The sequence below is a fragment of the Peribacillus asahii genome (assembly GCF_003570725.1).
Lineage (GTDB): Bacteria > Bacillota > Bacilli > Bacillales > DSM-1321 > Peribacillus > Peribacillus asahii.
On record NZ_QWVS01000013.1, the window covers coordinates 110,753 to 133,934 of the forward strand.

At 39.0% G+C, this 23,182-nt stretch carries 20 protein-coding genes; 1 reads left to right on the plus strand and 19 read right to left on the minus strand.

The window, feature by feature from the left end:
• Window positions 1-4 precede the first annotated feature (4 nt).
• Entirely contained in the window at window positions 5-4,558 is a 4,554-nt protein-coding gene (gene gltB / locus D1953_RS06760; protein WP_119116405.1) for a glutamate synthase large subunit, read from the minus strand.
• A 273-nt stretch (window positions 4,559-4,831) separates the two neighbouring features.
• Here gltB and gltC point away from each other — a divergent pair, with 273 nt between their 5' ends.
• Complete coding sequence (gene gltC, locus D1953_RS06765) at window positions 4,832-5,734, plus strand: glutamate biosynthesis transcriptional regulator GltC (protein ID WP_119116406.1); 903 nt, start codon at window positions 4,832-4,834, stop codon at window positions 5,732-5,734.
• A gap of 70 nt (window positions 5,735-5,804) precedes the next feature.
• Here gltC and D1953_RS06770 read toward each other — a convergent pair whose 3' ends face one another.
• The 18 genes from D1953_RS06770 to D1953_RS06855 all read right to left on the minus strand — a co-directional run bounded on the left by D1953_RS06770 (window position 5,805) and on the right by D1953_RS06855 (window position 22,913).
• A complete protein-coding gene (locus D1953_RS06770; protein WP_425454258.1) occupies window positions 5,805-6,947 on the minus strand; it encodes an ABC transporter substrate-binding protein in 1,143 nt (380 codons plus the stop codon).
• A gap of 121 nt (window positions 6,948-7,068) precedes the next feature.
• Window positions 7,069-7,776 (minus strand): ABC transporter ATP-binding protein, encoded by a 708-nt coding sequence (locus D1953_RS06775; protein WP_119116408.1) that lies wholly within the window; start codon window positions 7,774-7,776, stop codon window positions 7,069-7,071.
• On the minus strand, window positions 7,769-8,533 hold the full coding sequence (locus tag D1953_RS06780; protein WP_119116409.1) for an ABC transporter ATP-binding protein: 765 nt from the start codon (window positions 8,531-8,533) through the stop codon (window positions 7,769-7,771). Before D1953_RS06780 ends, D1953_RS06775 begins: the two co-directional genes overlap by 8 nt.
• A 3-nt stretch (window positions 8,534-8,536) precedes the next feature.
• On the minus strand, window positions 8,537-9,550 hold the full coding sequence (locus tag D1953_RS06785; protein ID WP_119116410.1) for a branched-chain amino acid ABC transporter permease: 1,014 nt from the start codon (window positions 9,548-9,550) through the stop codon (window positions 8,537-8,539).
• On the minus strand, window positions 9,547-10,413 hold the full coding sequence (locus D1953_RS06790; RefSeq protein WP_119116411.1) for a branched-chain amino acid ABC transporter permease: 867 nt from the start codon (window positions 10,411-10,413) through the stop codon (window positions 9,547-9,549). The genes D1953_RS06785 and D1953_RS06790 overlap by 4 nt, the downstream gene beginning before the upstream one ends.
• A 29-nt stretch (window positions 10,414-10,442) precedes the next feature.
• Complete coding sequence (locus D1953_RS06795) at window positions 10,443-12,113, minus strand: long-chain fatty acid--CoA ligase (protein WP_119116412.1); 1,671 nt, start codon at window positions 12,111-12,113, stop codon at window positions 10,443-10,445.
• Window positions 12,114-12,187: 74 nt separating this feature from the next.
• On the minus strand, window positions 12,188-12,616 hold the full coding sequence (locus D1953_RS06800; protein ID WP_119116413.1) for an acyl-CoA thioesterase: 429 nt from the start codon (window positions 12,614-12,616) through the stop codon (window positions 12,188-12,190).
• Window positions 12,617-12,650: 34 nt separating this feature from the next.
• Complete coding sequence (locus D1953_RS06805) at window positions 12,651-13,214, minus strand: TetR/AcrR family transcriptional regulator (protein WP_119116414.1); 564 nt, start codon at window positions 13,212-13,214, stop codon at window positions 12,651-12,653.
• A 92-nt stretch (window positions 13,215-13,306) separates the two neighbouring features.
• On the minus strand, window positions 13,307-14,476 hold the full coding sequence (locus D1953_RS06810; RefSeq protein WP_119116415.1) for a thiolase family protein: 1,170 nt from the start codon (window positions 14,474-14,476) through the stop codon (window positions 13,307-13,309).
• Window positions 14,477-14,492: 16 nt separating this feature from the next.
• Window positions 14,493-15,266: an SDR family oxidoreductase gene (locus tag D1953_RS06815; RefSeq protein WP_119116416.1), complete on the minus strand. Its 774-nt coding sequence runs from the start codon at window positions 15,264-15,266 to the stop codon at window positions 14,493-14,495.
• An 18-nt stretch (window positions 15,267-15,284) separates the two neighbouring features.
• Complete coding sequence (locus D1953_RS06820; protein ID WP_119116417.1) at window positions 15,285-16,490, minus strand: acyl-CoA dehydrogenase; 1,206 nt, start codon at window positions 16,488-16,490, stop codon at window positions 15,285-15,287.
• Between the two features lie 163 nt (window positions 16,491-16,653).
• Window positions 16,654-17,058 carry a MaoC/PaaZ C-terminal domain-containing protein gene (locus tag D1953_RS06825; protein WP_119116418.1) on the minus strand — a complete coding sequence of 135 codons (405 nt, stop codon included), beginning with the start codon at window positions 17,056-17,058 and terminating at the stop codon, window positions 16,654-16,656.
• Window positions 17,055-17,504, minus strand: a complete 450-nt coding sequence (locus D1953_RS06830) for a MaoC family dehydratase N-terminal domain-containing protein (protein ID WP_119116419.1) — start codon at window positions 17,502-17,504, stop codon at window positions 17,055-17,057. The genes D1953_RS06825 and D1953_RS06830 overlap by 4 nt, the downstream gene beginning before the upstream one ends.
• A 13-nt stretch (window positions 17,505-17,517) precedes the next feature.
• The gene (gene fabG / locus D1953_RS06835; RefSeq protein WP_119116420.1) at window positions 17,518-18,282 is read right to left on the minus strand and encodes a 3-oxoacyl-ACP reductase FabG; all 765 of its coding nucleotides are present in this window, start codon (window positions 18,280-18,282) and stop codon (window positions 17,518-17,520) included.
• 20 nt (window positions 18,283-18,302) lie between these two features.
• Entirely contained in the window at window positions 18,303-19,478 is a 1,176-nt protein-coding gene (locus D1953_RS06840; RefSeq protein WP_119116421.1) for an acyl-CoA dehydrogenase family protein, read from the minus strand.
• Window positions 19,479-19,518: 40 nt separating this feature from the next.
• Window positions 19,519-20,268 carry a 2-phosphosulfolactate phosphatase gene (locus D1953_RS06845; RefSeq protein ID WP_119116422.1) on the minus strand — a complete coding sequence of 250 codons (750 nt, stop codon included), beginning with the start codon at window positions 20,266-20,268 and terminating at the stop codon, window positions 19,519-19,521.
• 12 nt (window positions 20,269-20,280) lie between these two features.
• Window positions 20,281-21,348 (minus strand): phosphotransferase family protein, encoded by a 1,068-nt coding sequence (locus D1953_RS06850; RefSeq protein ID WP_119116423.1) that lies wholly within the window; start codon window positions 21,346-21,348, stop codon window positions 20,281-20,283.
• 179 nt (window positions 21,349-21,527) lie between these two features.
• Window positions 21,528-22,913 carry an MATE family efflux transporter gene (locus D1953_RS06855; RefSeq protein ID WP_119116424.1) on the minus strand — a complete coding sequence of 462 codons (1,386 nt, stop codon included), beginning with the start codon at window positions 22,911-22,913 and terminating at the stop codon, window positions 21,528-21,530.
• Between the last annotated feature and the right edge of the window lie 269 nt (window positions 22,914-23,182).

Sequence of the window (23,182 nt, forward strand, 5' to 3'; positions counted from 1 at the left end):
CTTTCTATTGCATAACTGCTTCTAATTTTTTAACAGGTACCTTTTTTTCTTGTGCAGCATTTGCTTGAAACGCACTCATAATCGCTTGTTCATCTGTTAAACCCGCTTGCTTTTGTTCTTCAATACTTTTCATCATGCGCTTATAGTCTTTCGGAATAATTTTGACAAACTTCTCTGCAAGCTCTTCCCAATTTTCAAGAACATAAGCTGCTTTTGCACTGCCTGTGTAAATATAATGACTTAATACCATTTCCCATACTTCACCAATATCATTCTCTGTTTCAAGTGACTCAAATTCAATCATTTCTGGATTGCATAGAGCTTTAAATGCCTCACGATCATCAGCTAGAACGTAAGCAATTCCACCAGACATACCTGCTCCAAAGTTTTTCCCTACTTCTCCTAGAATCACGACACGTCCACCAGTCATATACTCTAGACCATGATCTCCAATTCCTTCAACAACAACATTTACACCGCTGTTTCGAACAGCAAAACGCTCACCTGCACGCCCATTAATATAAGCTTCACCACTCGTTGCCCCAATTAAAGCAACGTTTCCTGCAATAACATTGTCAGACGCTTCAAATGAGGATTCAGCTGGTGCCTTAACAATTAACTTCCCACCAGATAACCCTTTTCCAAGATAGTCATTCACATCACCTGTTAAATGAAGCGACATACCATTCGGAATAAAAGCACCAAAGCTTTGACCAGCTGAACCTGTAAAACGAAGAGTGATTGTTTCTTCAGGTAACCCTTCTTCCCCATAGCGTTTAGAAATTTCACTACCCACAATTGTTCCTACAACACGATTTACATTCGTAATCGGCAGCGTAATATCGACTGGAATTTGATCATCTAAAGCCGGCTTTACTGCTGGCAAAATTTCTTTCATATCTAATGATTCATCAATTTTATGATTTTGAGGCGTTTGGAATGTACGAGCCCCTTCTGGTTGGTATAAAAGAGTAGACAAATCTAGATGCTTCGCTTTCCAATGTGCTTTAGCACGTTCACTCACTTGTAAAACATCTGTACGTCCAACCATTTCCTCTACTGTTCTAAATCCTAGTTCCGCCATTAACTCACGTACTTCTTCTGCAACGAAGCGCATATAGTTAACAACATGATCTGCATTTCCTGTGAATTTCGCACGAAGCTCAGGATTTTGTGTCGCCACTCCAACCGGACATGTATCTTTATGACATACACGCATCATTACACAGCCTAAAACAACAAGCGGTGCTGTCGCAAAACCAAATTCTTCTGCTCCAAGAATAGCAGCCATAACAACATCTTTACCCGTCATCAGCTTTCCGTCCGTCTCTAATACAACACGGTCACGCAAGCCATTTAACATCAATGTTTGATGAGCTTCTGCGAGTCCAAGCTCCCAAGGTAACCCTGTATGCTTAATACTTGTTTTTGGCGATGCTCCTGTACCGCCGTCATATCCACTAATAACAATTACATCTGCAGCACCTTTTGCAACACCCGCTGCAATCGTTCCTACACCTGCTTTTGATACAAGCTTAACGCTAATTCGTGCATCACGATTCGCATTTTTCAAATCATGAATTAATTGTGCTAAATCTTCAATCGAATAAATATCGTGATGCGGCGGTGGAGAAATCAATCCAACACCCGGTGTCGATCCACGTACTTCCGCTACCCATGGATATACTTTTTGTCCTGGAAGCTGTCCGCCTTCCCCTGGTTTTGCACCTTGTGCCATTTTAATTTGCAGCTCATCCGCATTCACTAAATAGTGGCTTTTTACACCAAAACGCCCTGAAGCAATTTGCTTAATTGCACTTCGACGATTGTCGCCATTCTTATCTAAAGCGTAACGTTTTGGATCTTCTCCGCCCTCACCACAGTTGCTTCTTGCACCTAAACGATTCATCGCAATCGCTAATGTTTCATGCGCTTCCTGGCTTAGTGACCCAAATGACATGGCACCAGATTTAAAGCGGCGAACAATTGAATCCACAGATTCCACTTCTTCAAGCGCTAATTTCGGACGCGTTGAATCAAATGAGAATAGATTACGTAAAAATCCAATTCTCTCTTCATTCGCAGCATGAGAATATTTTTTATATAACGCATAATCATTATTGCGGCTTGCCCATTGAAGCATATGAATCGTTTCTGGATTAAACGCATGATGCTCACCATGCTTTCTCCATTGAAATTCACTTCCAGTTTCTAACGTATTATCGTATGAATCAATATAAGCTGCGTTATGACGAATCAGTGCTTCTTCAGCAATCGTCTCTAATCCAATTCCATCGATTTGTGAAGCTGTTCCAGTGAAATAGCGTTCGATGACATCAGAGCCAATTCCAACAGCTTCAAAAATTTGAGCTCCGCGATAACTTTGTACTGTCGAAATCCCCATTTTAGACATTACTTTTACAACGCCTTCAGTCACGCCGTATACATATTTCTCAACTGCTTCTTCATAGCTAACCGTTAAGCTTCCATCTAAAGCAGCTTGTTTATATGTCGCATAAGCAAGGTATGGAACAATCGCATCCACCCCATAACCAATCAGTGCTGCAAAATGATGAACTTCTCTTGCTTCCCCTGTTTCGATAATGATGCTCGCTTTACTGCGATTTCCTTGACGAATTAACTCTTGATGCAGTGCGCTCACAGCAAGTAAAGCTGGAATGGCTGCTTCTTGTTTATTCATATTACGATCAGAAAGGATTAACAAACTTACGCCTTCTTCAATCGCTTGTTTAGCTTTTTGGAACATAGCATTTAAAGAATATTGCAAATCTTTTGAAAATAACGTATCGATGATGACACTTTTAAATTCTGGATAAGCATTCCCTTTTAATTGTGTTAACTGACCATTTGTTAAAATAGGCGTTTCAAGTTGAATTCGATGACAGTTTTCTTCAGTTGGGTGAAGTAAATTCCCTTCCGCTCCTAAGAATGTCATAGTAGATGTCACAATTTGTTCACGAATCGAATCAATTGGAGGATTCGTTACTTGAGCAAATGACTGTTTAAAGTAATTAAACAGAGATTGCGGACGATCTGATAAAACAGCAAGTGGTGTATCGTTCCCCATTGATCCCAGCGGGTCTTTTCCTTCTGTTATAAAAGGAACCAAATATTTTTGAACATCTTCATATGTGTAGCCAAATGCTTTTTGACGAACAATCAAATCTTCCACCGGCTCTTCTTCGCCCACTTCATTGTCCAGTTGTACAAGTTGTTCATCTAACCATTGTTGATAAGGATGAGCCGCTACCATTTCGTTTTTAATCTCTTCGTCTGAAATAATGCGTCCTTCTTCTAAATCAATTAATAGCATTTTTCCTGGGCTTAAACGCTCTTTATATAGTACATTCTCAGGTTCAACGTCGATTACACCGACTTCTGAAGAGAAAATAATATAATCATCTTTTGTTACATAATAACGAGCTGGACGTAGACCATTTCGATCTAAAATCGCCCCAATTTGTTTCCCATCTGTAAAGGAAATCGCTGTTGGACCATCCCAAGGCTCCATCAAGCAGCTATGATACTCGTAAAAAGCTCTCTTTTCTTTTGGCATATGAGGATTTTCTGACCATGGCTCTGGAATTAACATCATAGCGGCATGTGCAGGCTTTCGACCAGCTAGGACAAAAAATTCTAAAGCATTATCTAAAATAGAAGAATCACTTCCATCTTTATTTAAAATCGGAAGCACTTTCGCTAAATCCTCACCAAAAACTTCTGATACAAACTGCTGCTCACGTGCTTTCATCCAGTTAATATTGCCTCGCAACGTGTTAATTTCTCCGTTATGAATCAGGTAGCGGTTTGGATGTGCTCTTTCCCAGCTTGGGAATGTATTTGTACTGAAACGAGAATGTACTAAAGCAAACGCTGAAACAAAAGACTCATCTTGTAAATCTAGATAAAACGCATCGACTTGCTCTGGTGTTAGTAATCCTTTATAAACAATTGTTCTAGTGGAAAGACTTGCAAAGTAAAAACGTAGTTCACGTTCTTCCGCCCAGTGCTCTGCTTGTTTACGAATGATATATAATTTACGTTCGAATGTTAATTCCTCTTTAATGTCTTTGCTTGCACCAATAAATATTTGACGAATAGTCGGACAAGTTGCTTTTCCACCTTCTCCAAGGTGTTTAGGATCAACAGGCACTGTTCTCCATCCAAGAACCGTTTGTCCTTCTTGTTCAATTAATTGATTCACTTGATTTTCAATTTCTTTTTGTTCACCCTCATCGTTCGAGAAAAATAGCATTCCAACCCCGTAACGTCCTTTTTCAGGCAGATTCATTTCTGGACATACTTGTCGGAAATAACGGTCTGGAATTTGCACCATTAAGCCGGCGCCATCCCCTGTAAGCGGGTCACTTCCTTGTCCACCTCGGTGATCTAATTGGCAAAGCATATTCAGTCCTTTTTTCACAATCTCATGTGTCTGTTGTCCTTTTAAATGAGCATATAAGCCAATTCCACATGCATCATGTTCAAACTCAGGACGGTAGAGACCTTGCGCTTTTGGTATTTGATTATAAGTCATGATTTATCTCCCCCGATTCATTTTCTTATCTTAATTCATATTTTAAGTTTTCAAATCAATATAAACAATATATCATTTAGATAGAAATCATCTATTTAACGAATGAATTAACAAAAATAGGAATATACTTCATCATTTTCATACCCTAATGAGTTGAAGCAAAGGGTTTTTATCCCTATTTATCCATTTTAGAATGCTATATTGATATAAACGATCCATTATTGAGATTGTTTATATATCATATAGATATAAAGAAAAAGTGAGGAAAATAATATGGAACTACGACAATTACGTTATTTTATAGAAGTTGCTGAACGAGAACATGTCACATCCGCTGCAGAACATCTGCACGTAGCTCAATCAGCCATCAGCCTTCAGATTACGAAGCTTGAAGCAGAACTAGGTGTAACGCTGTTTGAGCGAGTTGGGAGAAATATTAAATTAACAGAAATCGGAAAGATTTTTTTAACGCATGCGAAATCAGCGATTAAAGCGATTGATTATGCTAAAGAAAAAATTGATGAATACTTATCTCCAGAAAGCGGAACTATTAAAATCGGCTATCCAACAAGCCTTGCTAATCACTTGCTGCCAATGGTTATTTCCGCATTCAAAGCGAAGCAACCAAACGTTTCTTACCATCTGCGACAAGGTTCCTATGCCTTTTTAATTGATGCTGTTAAAAATGGCGATATCGGTTTAGCACTTCTTGGACCTGTCCCAACAAATGAAATCGATTTGGAAACTCATATTTTATTCTCAGAGGGTATTTCCGCTTTAGTTCCTTCGAGCCATCCTTTGGCTGAAAGAGAAAGCCTAGCACTTAGCGATTTACGAAATGATGACTTCGTATTATTCCCAAAAGGTTATGTTCTTCACCAGATTGCCTTTAATGCATGTGAACAAGCAGGCTTTATACCACAGATTACGGCGGAGGGAGAGGATATGGATGCGATAAAAGGGCTCGTTTCAGCCGGCATTGGCGTTAGCCTTTTACCGGATGGAACGCTCTATAATACAACTCCCCCCTCCACGGTAAAAATAAAAATCGATACACCGCGAGTAAAACGAACCGTCGGAATCATTACTTCTAAACATAGAGAACTAGCACCAACTGAAAAAGTATTTTATGAGTTTGTCAAAAAATTCTTCTCCATGCTGGAACAGTATCAGTAATCGAAAATCAAAAAAGAGATGCAAAAGTAATAAAGTTCCATTACTTTTGCATCTCTTACTTTTGTAGCCTTTATTTAGCTTCCATCTCCTTTACTTCTCCATCTTCAACGACACCAAAGTGTAATTCATAATCAAATGAACCTGCTTCTGTAATCTTCGGAACAAGATATGTTTTTCTTTCTTCTGGAATGGCATCCAATCCATCTTGGACATGTTCATATATTTTTTTCGGATCATCTACAGTTCCTGCTGCTTTCATTGCCTCAATAAATGCATGTAAACCTATATAATGAATACCAGCTTCTGATCCTGGATCCTCTTTATATTTAGCATTATATTTTTCTTTAAAACTTGGAACCCCTGGTGCTTTCGAATAAATAAGAGGCAATACACCTACTGCACCTTCTAGTACTTCATAGGAACCTGTTATTTTTTCCATTTCATTTAGCTTTGCTTGATCCATAACGATGAATCCACCTTTAAAGCCAAGTTCTCGTGCTTGTTTAGCTACTTTGGCCGTTGGCTCAGACGCACCACCAATAAAAAGAACATCTGGTTTCTTCTTCAGCGCATTCGTAATCACTGTAAAGAAATCAGTATCTTTCGCAAAGTTAATTGAAGACTCGTAGACAACCTCTCCACCTTGTTTCTTCCAATAAGTTAATAAAGTTTCCGTCCAATCTTTCCCATACTGTGAACTAGTTGGCAATGCCGCGATTTTTTTACCAAATCGATCCATTGCGTAATTTGTAAACGGCTCTACATATCCATCATATTTAGGAGGAATTTGTACCGTTAATTTGTTGCCCCCTTCTGTTACACTTGGCTCAGATGTATAAGCACCAATAATAAAGTTATCGACTTCATTAAATACTTGCAGAGCTAACACTCCGCCGCTATGTGGTGTAAAAATAATTGGTGTCTTATGCTCTTGAACTAATCGTTTTGCATTGGAGGCCGTTTCATTAGGAAGATATTTATCATCTAATGGCACAAGATTAATCGTATATGTCTTCCCATTCACTTCAAATCCGCCTTCATCGTTAATTTCTTCAGCAGCCATTTTTAAACCATTTAATGTTCGTTCTCCATAAAAAGCGGCAGCCCCACTAAGCGGGCCACTATACCCGATATTGACGACCCCTTTTTCGCCGTCTTTTCCAGATGAACCACCTGTTGTTGAGTCACTGCACGCCGTTACAAATACTAACATAACGATTACACTGAGCAAAAACAAACCTTTGAATCGTTTCATAAGCTTCTCCCTCCATAACGATTAGTTGATTGCGGACTAACAGAGATAAACATTCCCTACTGATAGAAACTCCACCTTATTAAGCACCGATGTAAGCTTTACGTATACGATCATTCGCAAGCAGCTGTTCTCGCGTTCCCTCTGTTACAATCGAACCACTTTCAAATACATAACCTTTTGAAGCAATTTTTAAAGCCGCATTCGCATTTTGTTCCGCAAGTAAAATCGTCATGCCTTCCTGATTGATTTGCTGAATAACAGCAAACATTTGCTCAACAATAAGCGGCGCTAATCCAACAGAAGGTTCATCCAACATCATTAGCTTTGGCTTAGACATTAATGCACGTCCAATTGCGAGCATTTGTTGCTGGCCTCCACTTAATGATCCCGCTGCGTCATGTCGCTTTTCGTGAAGTATCGGAAATAATTCATATACATGTTCCATCGACTGTTTAATTTGTTGTTTTTTTCTTCGATGAATATAGGCACCCATTTGCAAGTTTTCTTGTACACTCATCGCAGAAAATAAATTCCTTCCTTCCGAGCATTGAACGATACCAGCTTGTACAATTTTATCAGCAGAAAGTTTCAGGATAGAACGGCCTTGAAAAAGAATATCTCCTTGATGCGGTTTACTTAAGCCGCTTATCGCCCGAAATGACGTACTTTTCCCAGCTCCATTCGCTCCTAATAAAACAATAATCTCACCGGACTTCACCTCGATATTCACATTTGAAATCGCTGTGAATTCGCCATATTTAATCGAAACATCTTGTAGTCTAAGCAATCGCACTCCCTCCTAGATACGCTTTGATGACCGCTTCATTATTTTTAATCTCATCCGGCGTTCCTTCTGCGATTTTTTCACCATAATTCAATACCATAATCTTCTGAGCTAATTTCATCACCATTTGCATTTTATGTTCAATCAGACAAACAGTTAAACCATAATCGACCATCTTCTGCATTAACTCGGCTAGTCCTTCTGTTTCATCTGGATTCACTCCCGCTGCCGGTTCATCAAGAAAGATAATTTCCGGGTCTGTTGCGAGAGCTAAAGCAAAGGCCACTCTTTTTTTCTCTTCTTGCGAGATATTGGTAATCATTTTATGTGTAATATTTTGTAACCCAACAAAGGTGAGCACTTCCATCGCTTTGTCCCTGCATTGCTTATCTTCACGCTGCAAGCGCTTTGTTCTAAAAATAGCATCGAACAAATTCGACTCTGTTCGTAAGCGATGACCAACCATAACGTTATCTAAAACAGTTGCTTGTTCAAAAAGATTCGTTGTTTGAAACGTTCGTGATATGCCTAACTTAGCAATTTGATTAGCTGGCAGCGTCGTAATATCAGTCCCCTTAAATATGACTTGTCCAAATGTCGGGGGATGAAAACCACTAATCAAGTTAAAGAAAGTCGATTTCCCCGCTCCATTCGGACCAATGATTGCATTGATTTTCCCTTTTTCAATCGAAAAATCAACATTATTCACCGCTACTAACCCACCAAATTTCTTCGTTAACTGTTTTGTTTCTAAATACATGGCTCATCCCTCCTCTATTTGTTTTTGCGTTGGTGTCAATGACTCATTAACGATGGGAACTTTCCTCTTTTTTGCTTGCGCTCTAGTCTTTAGACTGATGAAAGCCCCCACAATGCCCCGTGGATAAAAAATAATAATGAGCGTTAAAAGAGGTCCGAATATAAGCATGCGATATTCTTGTAAAAACTGTAGCTGTTGTGAAACCCAAACAATTACAATCGCTCCGACAATTGGTCCGGAAATGGTACCAATCCCACCTACTAAAAGATACATAAGCAAATCAAACATTACAGACGTATAAGCAATTTCCGGACCAATAAACCGAATTACTGAGGCGTACAGGGCCCCAGACATCCCTGCAAAAAAAGTAGACAATACAAACGCAAGCAATTTATTTTTCATCGTTGAAACCCCAATTGTTGTCGCTAACTGTTCACTATTTCGAATAGCAATAAATGTTCTTCCCGTTAAAGAATGAACAATTCTATAAATAATCAACAGGGAAAGAAGCATAAAAAACAACACTAAATAATATTGGGAATGTACACTATCAAAAGCAAGCGATCCTATATTCGCTGGTGTAGGAATGCCAATTAAGCCACGAACTCCGCCAGTTAGCCCTTCCCACTTATCAATGACCAAATAAATAATATAACCGACACATAATGTGTAAATCGCGAAAAAGTGTTCCTTTGTTCGTAAAGCAATTAAGCCAACCAATAACCCGCTTAGCGAAGTAATCCCTAGTGTTAAAACAAAGGCGATCCAATAATTCATTTCAACCTTAACAGTCAGTAGACCTAGAGAATAAGCTCCAATAGCAAAGAAACCAGCATGTGCTAACGATAAATAGCCTGTATAGCCAGCAAGTATATTTAACCCAGATACAGCAATAACCCATATAAAAGCCGTTGTCATTAAGTATAGAAAATAGTCGTTTGGCACAACAGCTGGAAAGATAAGAGAAAGAAGGACAAAGAAAATGATACTATTTCTTTTGTTGAAGATTGAAGTCATGTATGTCCCCCCTTAACAAATAATCCCGTTGGTTTGATTGTTAAAATCAGCACGAGAAGTATGAAGGCAATAATATCTTTATAATCATTCGAAATATAGGTTGCACCTAGGCTTTCACTAAATCCTAAAATATAGCCACCTAGAATGGCTCCAGGAATACTGCCCATGCCGCCCAAAATGATAATGACAAAAGCCTTTAAGATTACTAAGTGCCCCATACCCGGAAAAACAAGATTAATTGGTGAAGCCAGTGAGGAAGCAAGTGCTGCCAGCCCACCTGAAATAAGAAATGTCAGCATCGCCACTTTTGTTGTATTGATCCCAACTAAATTCGCTCCTTCTCGATTTTGCGACATCGCAATAATCGTTGCTCCTGTGAACGTCTTTTTTAAGAACAAATTTAGAGCAATCATAATAACGATTGCAGCGATAATAATTAACAAACGTTGCATTGTAAAGGTTAAGCCAAAAATCGAAACTACTTGGTTATATGGTGTAGGCATCGTTAAATAATCCCCACCCCATACTAATTGGGCAAAGGATTCAAGAAACAAGAGGATTCCGATTGCAGCGATTTTATCATGTAATGGAGGAGCGTTTCTTAGCGGATGAAACACAAACCGCTCCATTAACACACCAAGCAGACCTACAGCCACAACAGCAATGAGAATTGCTAACCAATAATGAAAGCCGAACTTCGTCATCATTGTAAAGGTCATATACCCGCCCATCATATATAAGGCCCCATGTGCAAAATTAGGAATGTGCAAAATACCATATACTAACGTTAAACCTAATGCGACCAAACTGTAAACGCTTCCAATGGTTAGCCCATTAAATAACTGTTGTATAAGAATATCCACTTGTTCTCCTCCTTTTCCCCATCATCTCATTAAGCGTTTTCTAATTTCGACAACTCCTCTTCTTGAAGTTTTCTCCAAAGAATTTTGCCGCTGCTTGTAGTCGGAAAACTTTGCTTGAACTCAATAATTCGGGGATATTTATACGCAGCCATATGCTCTTTTGCCCATTGTTTAATTTCCCCCTCACTAATTCTACCAACATATTCATCTTGTAAAATGACGAAAGCCTTCACCGTTTCTCCTCTTCTTGCATCCGGGACACCGACAACACATGCTTGTTTAACAGCTGGATGTTTATAAAGAAACGATTCAATTTCGGTCGGCCATACTTTATAGCCGGACGCATTAATCATTCGTTTTACACGATCAACAATGAAAAAGTACCCTTCCTCATCATAACGACCGATATCCCCTGTTCTAAAAAAGGACTTGCCATCCAGTTCAATAAAAGCGTGTTTATTTTCTTCTTCACGGTTATAATAACCAGTCATAATTTGTGGTCCATGTGTAACGATTTCTCCTACTTCATTTGCACCAAGCTCTTTCCCCGTCGCGGGATCGATAATTCTTGAATCCACATCGAAAGTTGGCACACCTAAACATTGGAGCTTTGGTCGATCTGGCGGATTAACATGTGTCTGGGCAATCGTTTCAGATAGTCCATACCCTTCTACAAATCGAATACCCGTTAACTCTAACAATTTTTGACCTATCGCTTCTGGTAAAGTTGCACCGCCACCTGAAATCGAGAGGAAAGAAGCTACATCTTCGGCCCTCAAATTTGGATTCGATAAAAAATCGACTAACATCGTACTAATCGTCACCCAATGCGTACATTTATACAATCGAATGAATTCAAGCGCATGCTCACGATCCCATCTCGTCATAATGACAATCGTACTTCCCGTATAAATAGGCGTATGCATACTTTGAACCATTCCTGTTACGTGAAAGAGAGGAAGCGTCATTAAATGAACTGTATTGGGTGTTGGTCTGGAAAAATGAAATGAACCGAGAATATTGGCTTGAACCGTTTTATTCGGATGCATACACCCTTTTGGCAAACCTGTGGTGCCAGACGTATAAGGGATTACCGCTAAACTATTCGCATCTACTGTATGAGCAGTTGGTACATAATTAGCTGCAATAGCATCCTGCCAGTAAACATGCTGACTTCCCTCAAAGCCTTTTCGCGGCTCTACTACTTCTTTTGGCAAACGAATCACTTCGTTAGCCGTAAGATAATCTGAATAAGCTGCAATAACAAGATTGTTTAATGTTGTAGATTGTAATAAAGGAGCTACTTGATCATAGAGTTCTTGACCGATGATAGCCGTTTGAATCTCACAGTCTTTTATATAAAATTCAAGCTCTGAAGCCGTTAACATAGGGTTAATCGGAACAACAACGGCATCTGCACGATTAATAGCATAGTACGCAGCAATAAACTGAGGAGAATTTTGCATAAATAGCAATACTTTCTCACCCTTTTGCACTTCAAATGCCTGTTGTAAAAAGCCCGCTAGAGCAATTACTTCATCATGCAATGTTTTATAGATTATGGTGTTTCCATAAAAAATTAACGCCGTTTTATCTGGATATCTTTTAGTAGTAACAGAGAGGTTATCGTACAGAGAAGTTTGCGGCAGGGTTAATGAGGTCGGAATTCTTGGCCAAAATTTGTAATGATTAGTAAGCATCTTCATCGCTCCCTTTTCATGAAATGATGCAGCAAATCTAAAGAAAGAACCCCTATATAGTATATTCCATATCGTTACGTGCCCGGATTAATAAACTGATTATTAGATTCATATCGTTTAAGCCCCTCATATAACGCATCGGGTATGGCTACAGATTGTTTATTTTGATGATTAAAACAGAAGACAACTGATTGTGCCTTCGCAACGAGACTTCCGGTCGCTCGATCAATGATTTGATGCTGCAGTGTATAGCTTTTCGTCCCAATTTTACTGACAGTTGTCTCAACCTGTAATATTTGGCCAAAGAATACCTCTTGTAAAAAATCACAATAACAAGAGGCTAAAACAAAACTCATCTGCTGTTCACCGCTACCAAAGCCTACTGCATCAAAAAACTGTGACCTCGCATCATCTAGGTAAATATAATAACTCGTATTACTCACATGTCCAGAAGCATTCGTCTCGGACATGCGAATATGAATATCGATAATATGTGAATTCATAAAAACCTCACCTCCTTACTAAGGAAATCTCTATTTACCGTTTAATGCCGTTTAAGATGACATCTAAATAAAGTTTCGCTAATTCTTCAACAGATACTTCACCTTCAGGATTATACCAATAGTAACCCCAATTCGTGATTCCCAGCATACCTAGAGTGATTAAATTCGGATGTACATTTTCTTTAAATTCCCCATTCTTCATGCCATCTTCCAAAATTTTCTGATAATTCAGACGGAAGCGATCGCGCATTTGTTTAATTTCTTCTATATGCTCCTCCTTGATATTTCTTATTTCTCGAAAAAAGATACGCGCTTCATTTCGTTCTCTTTCAATTCGATCAATGAGCATATAGATAATATCATGTAACTTCTCTGTATTTGTTTTCGTTGGATGATAAATGATTTCTTCTTGATGCTGTACCAGATTTTCAATATAAGCTAAGCAAATAGCTTTTAATAATTCTTCTTTACTAGAATAATAATAATAGAATGTTCCCTTCGTTACACCGAGTGAATCAACGATATCTTGAATAGAGGTTTCTCGATACCCTTTTTGATCAAAAAGAGTGAGGCTTGTTCGAAGTATTTTATCTCTCATACACATTTGTCCTCTCATTTAGCAGAATTTTCTACCATTATAACATACAAATATAAGGTTCTACCTTCTACTAAATAACGTACGAACTCATGCTATTCTCTTTCAATAATCGTCGCAATCCCCTGACCGCCGCCAATACATGCTGTAATTAATGCATACTTTCCTTGGCTTCTCCTTAATTCATAGATAGCCTTAGTTGCTAGAATAGCTCCTGTTGCTCCTAATGGATGACCGTGGGCAATCGCTCCTCCATTAACATTGACTTTCTCCGGGTTCATCTGAAGCTCTCGATCACAGGCAATAACTTGCGCTGCAAACGCCTCATTAATTTCGATTAAATCGATATCATCTAGTGCTAATCTTGATTTTTCAAGTACTTTTTTTGTAGCTGGAACAGGACCAATTCCCATAATATTCGGATCCACGCCTGCTACAGCATATTCCCGAATCGTTGCAAGCAGGTTAAGACCTAATTGTTCAGCTTTTTCTCGAGACATGATAACAAGCGCTGAAGCCGCATCATTTAAACCTGAACTACTTCCGGCTGTGACCGAACCACCCTCAAGAAAAGCGGGAGGAAGTTTTGCTAAAGCGTCTAGTGTCGTTTGCGGTCTTGGATGTTCATCACGATTAAAAATAATCGGCTCTCCCTTTCTATTCGGAATCTCAATGGCCACAATTTGCTCATCAAAGCGTCCTTCCTGCATAGCTACTGCCATTCGTTGCTGACTACGAAAAGAAAAGGCGTCTTGTTCTTCTCTCGTAATCTCGTATTTCTTCACAAGATTTTCAGCTGTAATACCCATAGGCGGATCTCCTATCTCTTTCGGTGAAAGCTGTGATTTACGAAAAGCAGGCGGAGCAGAACTATAGGCCTTTGTTGGTCGATTCATCAAGTATGGAGCTTGGCTCATGCTTTCTGTACCACCAGCGATATAAATATCCCCATCTCCTGCACGAATCGCTTGCGCTGCTAAATTAATGGCATTAATACCGGAGCCACACTGGCGATCAACTGTAATACCTGGTAGTTCAAGCGAAAGCCCAGCTTGCAAAGCCGTTAGTCGTGCAATATTCCCTCCACCGCTCAATACATTTCCCAAAATGACATCATCAATCATATCTGGAGTAATATTCGCTCGTTTAATCGCTTCTTTCAGTACCTCTGCCCCAAAAACATGGGCTGGAACCGTTGCAAGCGCACCTCCTTGACGACCAATAGCTGTACGGACAGCTGATACAATAACCGCATCTCTCTTCATTTTTTCCCTCCTCCTTTTAGGTAGCATTTGTACCGCCATCTACGACAAGAATTTCACCAGTAATAAAATCAGAAGCCTTAGAAGCTAGAAATACAACGGCTCCTTTTAAATCATTTTCTGTACCAAATTTTCGAAGTGGTGTTCCTTCTAAAAATTGTTCGGAGCCCTTTTCCATCGTTACTTTAGACATTTGCGTTGGAAAAAATCCTGGTGCAATAGCATTTACATAAATCCCACGCGGTCCCCATTTTACTGCTAAATCTTTCGTAAATGTAATGACGGCACCTTTACTAGAATTATAGCCAATCGTATCCATCAACTTTGGATTGCTTCCTTTTAGTCCAGCTACAGAAGCGATATTAATAATCTTTCCATATTGTTGCTCTAACATCACTTTCCCAACGGCTTGTGACATTAAGAATGTTCCGGTAACATTTGTATTCATTACTTTTTGCCAAGCAGAAAGCGGCATTTCTTCCACGGGAGCTCCCCACGTTGCCCCGCTATTATTGACTAAAATGTCAATTCGGCCAAACTTCTCAAGCGTTTTTGCAACAAGATTTTCAATGTCTTCAGGATTTGTAATATCACATTTCAACGCTAGTGATTCTACCCCCATTTTTTTCAATTGTTCACTTACTTCCATACAGGCAGCTTCTTTTCGTGAACAAACAACAACATTTGCTCCTGCCTCAGCAAAACCTTCTGCTATTTGCTTTCCGAGTCCACGACCACCACCAGTTACGACCGCTACTTGTCCTGTTAAATCAAACAATTCTTTTACATGCATCTTTCGTTCCCCCTTTATTTAACGGTATTTTTGCAGTTCGTATTTGGCTATAGCTCTACGATGAACTTCATCTGGACCATCTGCTAATCGTAATGTTCGAATATTGGCGTAGCTTGCTGCTAAAGTGAAATCATCGCTTACACCAGCACCACCTAGTGCTTGAATTGCACGATCAATTACCTTTAAAGCCATGTTCGGAGCGACGACTTTAATCATTGCAATTTCTGCTTTGGCCTCTTTGTTTCCAACTGTATCCATCATATAAGCCGCTTTTAATGTAAGCAGTCTCGCTTGTTCAATTTCAATCCTGGATTCAGCAATCCACTCTTGAATAACACCTTGCTCAGCTAGTTTCTTACCAAAAGCCTGTCGATTTTCTACTCGTTTACATAGTTCTTCTAACGCTCTTTCCGCAGCACCAATTATCCGCATACAATGATGAATCCGGCCAGGTCCTAATCGACCTTGAGCAATGGCAAATCCTTTCCCCTCATCCCAGATTATATTAGAGGCAGGCACCCTTACATTTTTATACTCAATTTCTGCATGACCATGTGGAGCATGATCATAACCGAAAACAGGTAACATTCGTTTAATCGTTACTCCCTCTGTATCTAAAGGTACAAGAATCATTGACTGCTGCTCATATTTATTCGCTTTTGTATCACTTTTCCCCATAACAATCGCAATTTTACAGCGCGAATCTCCTGCACCCGATGACCACCATTTTGTTCCGTTAATGACATATTCATCACCCTCACGAACAATACTCGTGCGAATATTCGTCGCATCTGAGGAAGCGACATCAGGCTCTGTCATCGAAAAACAAGAACGAATTTCCCCATTTAATAAGGGATGAAGCCATTGTTGCTTCTGTTCTTCTGTTCCATAGCGGACGAGCACTTCCATATTTCCTGTATCAGGGGCCGCACAATTAAACACTTCAGGCCCAATGCTAGAGCGACCCATTATTTCACAAAGAGGGGCATATTCCAAATTCGTTAATCCTGCCCCATATTCACTGTCAGGTAGAAATAAATTCCATAAGCCTTGATCTTTTGCTTTTTGTTTTAGCTCTTCCATAATCGGGGGCGTTTTAGCAAAACGATTATGCGGATCTAATTGCTCCTTATATAATCGTTCATTGGGATACACATAATCGTCCATAAAACGCAATAGTTTTTGTTCGTATTGCTTCACCTTATCTGAATATGTGAAATTCATCATAAACACACCCTTTTATGATTTTTAATTAATACTAACTAGTCAGTATGTTAGTTCAGGTTTTATTTCAATTGACTAGTCTTATGCTTATCTATCTGTCTATAATCTATTATGTAATGGTGATGGTTCTTTGTTAGGGAACCATCACTTTTGTATCCGTTTATCATTCATAAAGAGAATACATCACGTCTCCCGCTATCACATCTTCTCCACGTTGATTGACAGCTCTAACTTGAAAACGCAATGCTTGTGGTGATTTTTCAGCTAACGTAGCCTGTAAGCGAATCACATCATGTAGAAATACCATACCTTTAAATCGTATCGAGAAAGTTTCAATAAACCCTTCCTCATAATATGAGGTGAATAACTTGGATAAGTTCCCCATTGTCCACATACCGTGAGCAATGACCCCTGGTAACCCCGTCGCTTTTGCTTCTTCATCAATCGTATGAATCGGATTGTAATCCCCAGAAGCTCCTGCATATTTAATTAAAGCTAACCGTGATACAGGCTCTAATTGGATATCGACTAACGTTTCCCCGACTTCTAATTGTTGAAGTACCGTCATACAGAAATCTCCTTTCGAACCGTTTCTGTAATAATAACCACTTGCTTAGCTTTAAAGAGAAATTCACCATTGCGGTCTTCACCGGTATTGTGTAACACTAAAAAGCCCATTTTTCCGTTTTTCCCAGATTTCTCGTAATAATCCGTAATCTCTGTATAGCAATATACTTCTTCCTCTACTAATAACGGACGTTTGAACGTATATGTTTGTTCACCATGAATTAATCCTTTTGCTGGAAGGTTCAATCCATCAATCGTTCCATAGTCGAACACTCGTGAAAAAGTGGGCGGGGCAATATTTTGTTTATACCTAGATTTTCTTCCTGTTTCCTCATCTATATAAATAGGATGAAGATCTCCAATCGCAGCAGCAAACTTCTTGACCGCTCCTCTTTCAACCCGGTTTTTCACTTTATCCGAGCGTGCACCAATAAATGATTGAAACATCTATATCCCTCCCTTATGTTTTTGGTCCCCCAGCTACATAAATCACTTGGCCATTCACAAAAGAGGATTTTTCATCTGCAAAGAAAGCGACAGCGTTAGCAATATCAGCTGGTCGGCCACTTCGACCAACCGGAATATTAGCCACACTTGCTGAAACGAGTTCATCAAAGGAAATACCAATCCGTCTTGCGGTTTCTTTCGTCATATCTGACTCAATAAAACCAGGTGCAACAGCATTGGCAGTAATTCCGAATTTACCCAATTCGATTGCTAACGTTTTTGTAAATCCTTGTAAACCCGCTTTTGCCGTTGCATAGTTTGCTTGTCCACGATTACCAAGTGCAGAAGTAGAAGAAATATTAATAATTCGACCATATTTATTTTGAACCATATACTCTTGAACAGCCTGAGTCGCATTAAATGCGCCTTTTAAATGAACATCCATAACGGTTTGCCAATCAGAATCAGTCATTTTAAATAATAGATTGTCGCGAATAACACCCGCATTATTCACTAAAATATCAACTGAACCATACAAGTCATATACTTCTTTGACAGCCGCTTTTACTTGCTCTGAATCTACGACACTCGCAACCTTTGCATAAATCGTATAGCCTTTTTCTTTGAACTCATTCGCAGTGGATACTAACGCCTCTTCATTCACATCAATGACAGCTACAATTGCCCCTTCTTCAGCAAATTGCTCAAGCACTGCTTTCCCAATTCCCCTGCTGCCTCCTGTAATAAAAGCGACTTTCCCTTCAAAACGTTTATTCATCTGAACTCTCCCCCTTTGTTTTAGACGTACTGACCTACTTTCACATGACCTTTTAATAAATTTCTTGAAATAACAAGACGTTGAATTTCATCTGTTCCGTCATATATTCTCCACAATCTCGCTTCACGGTACCAACGTTCAATTGGCAATTCCTTTGTATACCCCATGCCTCCATGAATTTGCAATACGCGGTCTACGACCCGATTTCCCATATTCGCCCCATATAATTTGGCCATCGAAGCTAAATGACGATTATCCTCTCCTTGATCCAACGTAAACGCTGCATTTAAAACTAACCATTTAGCCGCTTCAATCTCAACTGCCGAATCAGCAATTTTCCATTGAATTGCTTGTCGATCAGCAATTGGTTTACCGAATGTATATCTTTCTTGTGAATAATCAATAGCCATTTGTAACAGTCGTTCGGCTGTTCCAACCGCACGGGCCCCTACAATCCAGCGAGCAAAACCAATCCATTCTAAACCTAATTTGTAGCCGCCATGCAATTCACCTAAAATATTCTCTTCAGGTACTCGTACATTATCAAATACTAAACCAGCAGGTCCCCAGTCCCCCATTGTATGAATATATTCCGATTTCCAGCCCATATCGCGATCTACAATAAAACAGGTTACTCCATCACGTCCTGTTTTCGCGTGTTTTTCTTTATCTGTAATCGCAATAACCATAACAAAATCTGCTTCATTCCCACCTGTGATAAACGTTTTTTCTCCGTTCAATACCCACTCATTTCCATCTTTAACAGCCGTCATCTTAATCCCTCTTGTATCGGATCCTGCATCTGGTTCTGTCATCGCAAAGCATGATTTTTTCTCCCCATTAATCGTTGGAAGTAAATACTTTTCCTTTTGTTCCGCGTTGGCATAATATAAAATATTATCCGCCGAACCTCCAAATGTGAAAGGGACAAACGTTTTCGATACCTCCATATAAACAAGCGCCATCATCATTTGTCCAAGATTCGCCCCGCCATATTCCTCAGGTGTATTAATTCCCCAAAAACCAGCTTCTTTCGCCTTTAATTGAAGCTCTTTTAATTTCTCAGGAGCTAAGGAAGGCTTCCCTTCTCTTTCATTTCGAAGTACCTCATTTTCTAATGGAATAAGCTCCTTTTCAACGAATTTTCGAATCGTCTTTTGAACCATCTTTTGTTCATCTGATAAACGTAAATACATATGATCAGCTCCTATTTTTTATTTTTCTCAAGAGATAGGCCTACTTCACAATATGTTGTTCTTCTGCGATGACTCTAAAATTATTCGTAAGAACCGGAACAGTCGGAATCATTCCCTCACTTGCCACAAAGTTTATTTCATCTTGCAGCCCGTATTGTTTCAACAGTTTTCCTACTCGAGATTGATTCAACAATGAGGGCCCATTCTTAGGTGAATGTGTATAAAAAGCTAAGGCAGCCTGTGCAGCATCGGAAAGCTCCCACTTCATTTGTTTTTGTTGAAGAAGCTCATATAGAAAATAACCAGCTCCATAAAAATCTTCTAAACAAAATTCATTTGATGAGCCAGAGCAAACGACAATAATTGTTTCATCATGTAAGGTAGCAGCAAGTCTATTGGCGACAGCTTGCCCATTTAGCAAAGAACAAATGTACACCTTTTTTGCTGCTGAACTTTTTCGAATGGCAACGGTTCCATTTGTTGTTGATAAAATCAGCGACTTTTGAAAAAGTGACGATTGTAGCTGAAGAGGATGTGGACCTAGAAAACCGTCAATCACTTTCCCTTCATATTCCCCTGCTAAAATGCAGCTATCATCTTTTCTTTTATTCGCTTCCAATAGTGCCTGTTCCGCATTTAATACTGGAATCACTTCTTTTGCTCCATGATAGAGGGCTGATGTAATCGTTGATGTAGCTAGCAGTACATCAAATACAACAGCAATTTTATTGTCAGACATCTTCGTACAATCAATTTCTTCTTTTTTCATTAATAAGTGAATTTTTGTCAAGCGTGCACCTCCTTATTCTTCAGTAGAAATATTAATGGCATGTTGAATAATACTGTTCACAGTTCGATGAAGATGCTCGAATCTCGGATCATTCGTTTGTCCTTTGTAATAGCGATAAAAAATCTGCTGACAAATGACGGCTAATTTGAAATACGCAAATGTTAAGTAAAAATGAATATTGCTTACATCTCGTCCACTCTTCTTCGCATATAATTCGATAAATTCATGACGAGTGAGAAAACCATCTTGAACCGTAATTGGTGTTTTTCCCAATCCTTGAATTAATAAATCCGGATCATCTGCCTGTGTCCAATAGCTCATCGCTGCACCAAGATCCGCTAAAGGATCACCAACTGTGGACATTTCCCAATCAAATAAACCAATCATTGAAGTTAAATCTTCGGAAAACATCACATTATTAAATTTATAATCGTAATGGATAATCGTAGCAGCAGAAGGGGTTGGAATTTCTTTAACAAGCCATTTTTGAAGCTGTTCGACTCCTTTAATATCATGAGTTTTAGCTCGTTCATATCGAGCAATCCAGCCATGTACTTGTCGTTCCATAAACCCATTAGGTCGGCTAATTTCAATAAGGTGTGTTGTTGTGTAATCAATATTATGAAGGGTAACTAGTTGATCTACCATCATCTTAGATAGCGATTGACGTAGTTCAGGAGTAGGTTGAATATGCGACGGAAATTGTGAATCGATTACAATGCCTTTTTTTCGTTCCATAATAAAAAATGGGCTGCCGACAATTGAATCATCTACAGAAAAGAGGTAAGGTTTTGGAGCTAATGAATAAATCGGATGAATTTCAGATAAAATACGAAATTCTCTCCCCATATCATGGGCCTTCGGAGCAACTGGACCTTTAGGCGGCCGACGTAAAACGGCTTCCCACTCTCCTATTTTTAAACAGTATGTAAGATTCGATAAGCCTGTTCCAAACTGTTCAATTATTAACGTTTCATCCGGCAGTTTATCTAGATGTTTTCTTAAGAAGGTTTCCAATACACGAGCGTTTAATTCTTCGCCCTTTCGTACCGGCTTTGTATCGATGATTTTATGACTCATCCATTTCCCCCCCTATTCTATTTGAATCCGCTTTCATTCATTAACTAACCGGTTGGTATGTTATAGATTTATTGTACATAGATACACGAAACTTTTCAAGTATTTTCCATTTTAATTTTCTCGTACAATAAAAATGACTCAAAAGGAATACACCTCTTGAGTCATCGCTTTCTACATCTTTATGCCGCTCCTGAACTTTCAGGCTTTACAAGAGCATGCTTTTCCCAAGCACGGCTCTTCCAGCGAAAAGACATAATAATAGCCCTTGTCCATTCATCCGCTGCAATGGCTAGCCAAATTCCTACTAATCCAAGATTCAACTGAAACACAAGAAAATACCCTAATGGCAGACTCATGCCGACCATTGAGATTAAACCAATATATACAGGATATTTTGCATCTCCAGCTGCTCTTAGCGAATTAATAATGACAATATTAAGAGTCCGTCCTGTTTCCAACAAAACGCTGAGTATTAAAACACTTGCTCCCATACGAATAATCTCAGGATCGTCTGAAAATAAACGCATAAATTGTTCACGAAACACAATGACGATGACTATCATGACAAGAGTTAACCCACTTGCCCATTTTGCACTTTTCCATACTCTAATGTACGCTTCATTCTGCCGATTTCCACCAACTAACTGACCGACGATAATCGCTGTTCCCATACCAATAGCTAAAGCAAATAAATAGATAAACATCGATATGTTCATCGCATACTGTCTAGCCGCTAAGGAACTAGCTCCTAAATACGTTACATAATATAAAAACACAACTTGACAGCTCTGATACATAATTTGTTCAAAGGCAGAAGGTACACCGATTTTTAAGATTTTTCGAATATACTGCCAGGACAATGAAACATAATAAGCGAGCTTTACACGCACTTCCATTACGCGATACAACAGCCAGAAAAACACAAATATAGTGAGAAAACGACTCACGGTAGAAGAAATCGCCGCTCCCTGAACGCCCCATTCAGGAAAACCAAATTTCCCAAATATCAGTACGTAATTACCAATAATATGAAAAATATTCATACCAAGCGACACAAACATCGCTTGTTTTGTAAAACCATGCACCCGAATAATAGAGGCTAAGGAATTAATTATTGCTTGAAGGAAAATCGCCCCGCCAACAATCGTTAAGTAGCTTTCCGCATAATACAAAATGTCACCAGACAAATGCAATGCACGCATCATCCTGCCGCTGAAAAAAATAAATACAGCACTCAAACATAAACCAACAAGTAGATTAAGTATAATAGCTAAGGCAGAAATCTTGGCAACTTCCAGCATTCTACGCGAGCCGATATACTGAGCAACAACAATCGCAGCCCCATTCCCAATCACTTCTAAAATTAAAATAGCAATATGCAAATATTGATTAGCTGCACCGACCCCAGACACCGCATTATCTGATATCGCACTTAACATGAACGTATCGACAATTCCCATTAACATAAATAGAAAGAGTTCTAAAAAGATAGGCCATGTAAGGAAAAACAAATGATATTCTTTAGAGGTTTGTCCCTCTTTTTTTACGTCTATGGGGTTACCCACAAGCTGTCACCTTCTTACAATTACTTCTCTATGTTTAAGACAAATGGTATCATACCACAAATTGACACTGGTCACGTGATTTTTCATTTAAATGAATTTTCAAAAAATCATTCATGAACAACTCGAAGTCAATAAACGTAGAGATTAATTATAATTTATAGCACATATTAAAAAGCACCTTCTCTGCAAGAGAAAAGGTGCTTCCTATCTAATTAGCTTTCTTTCATATTCATTTATTATCCATGAATCCGATTACATTTTTCGCTTAA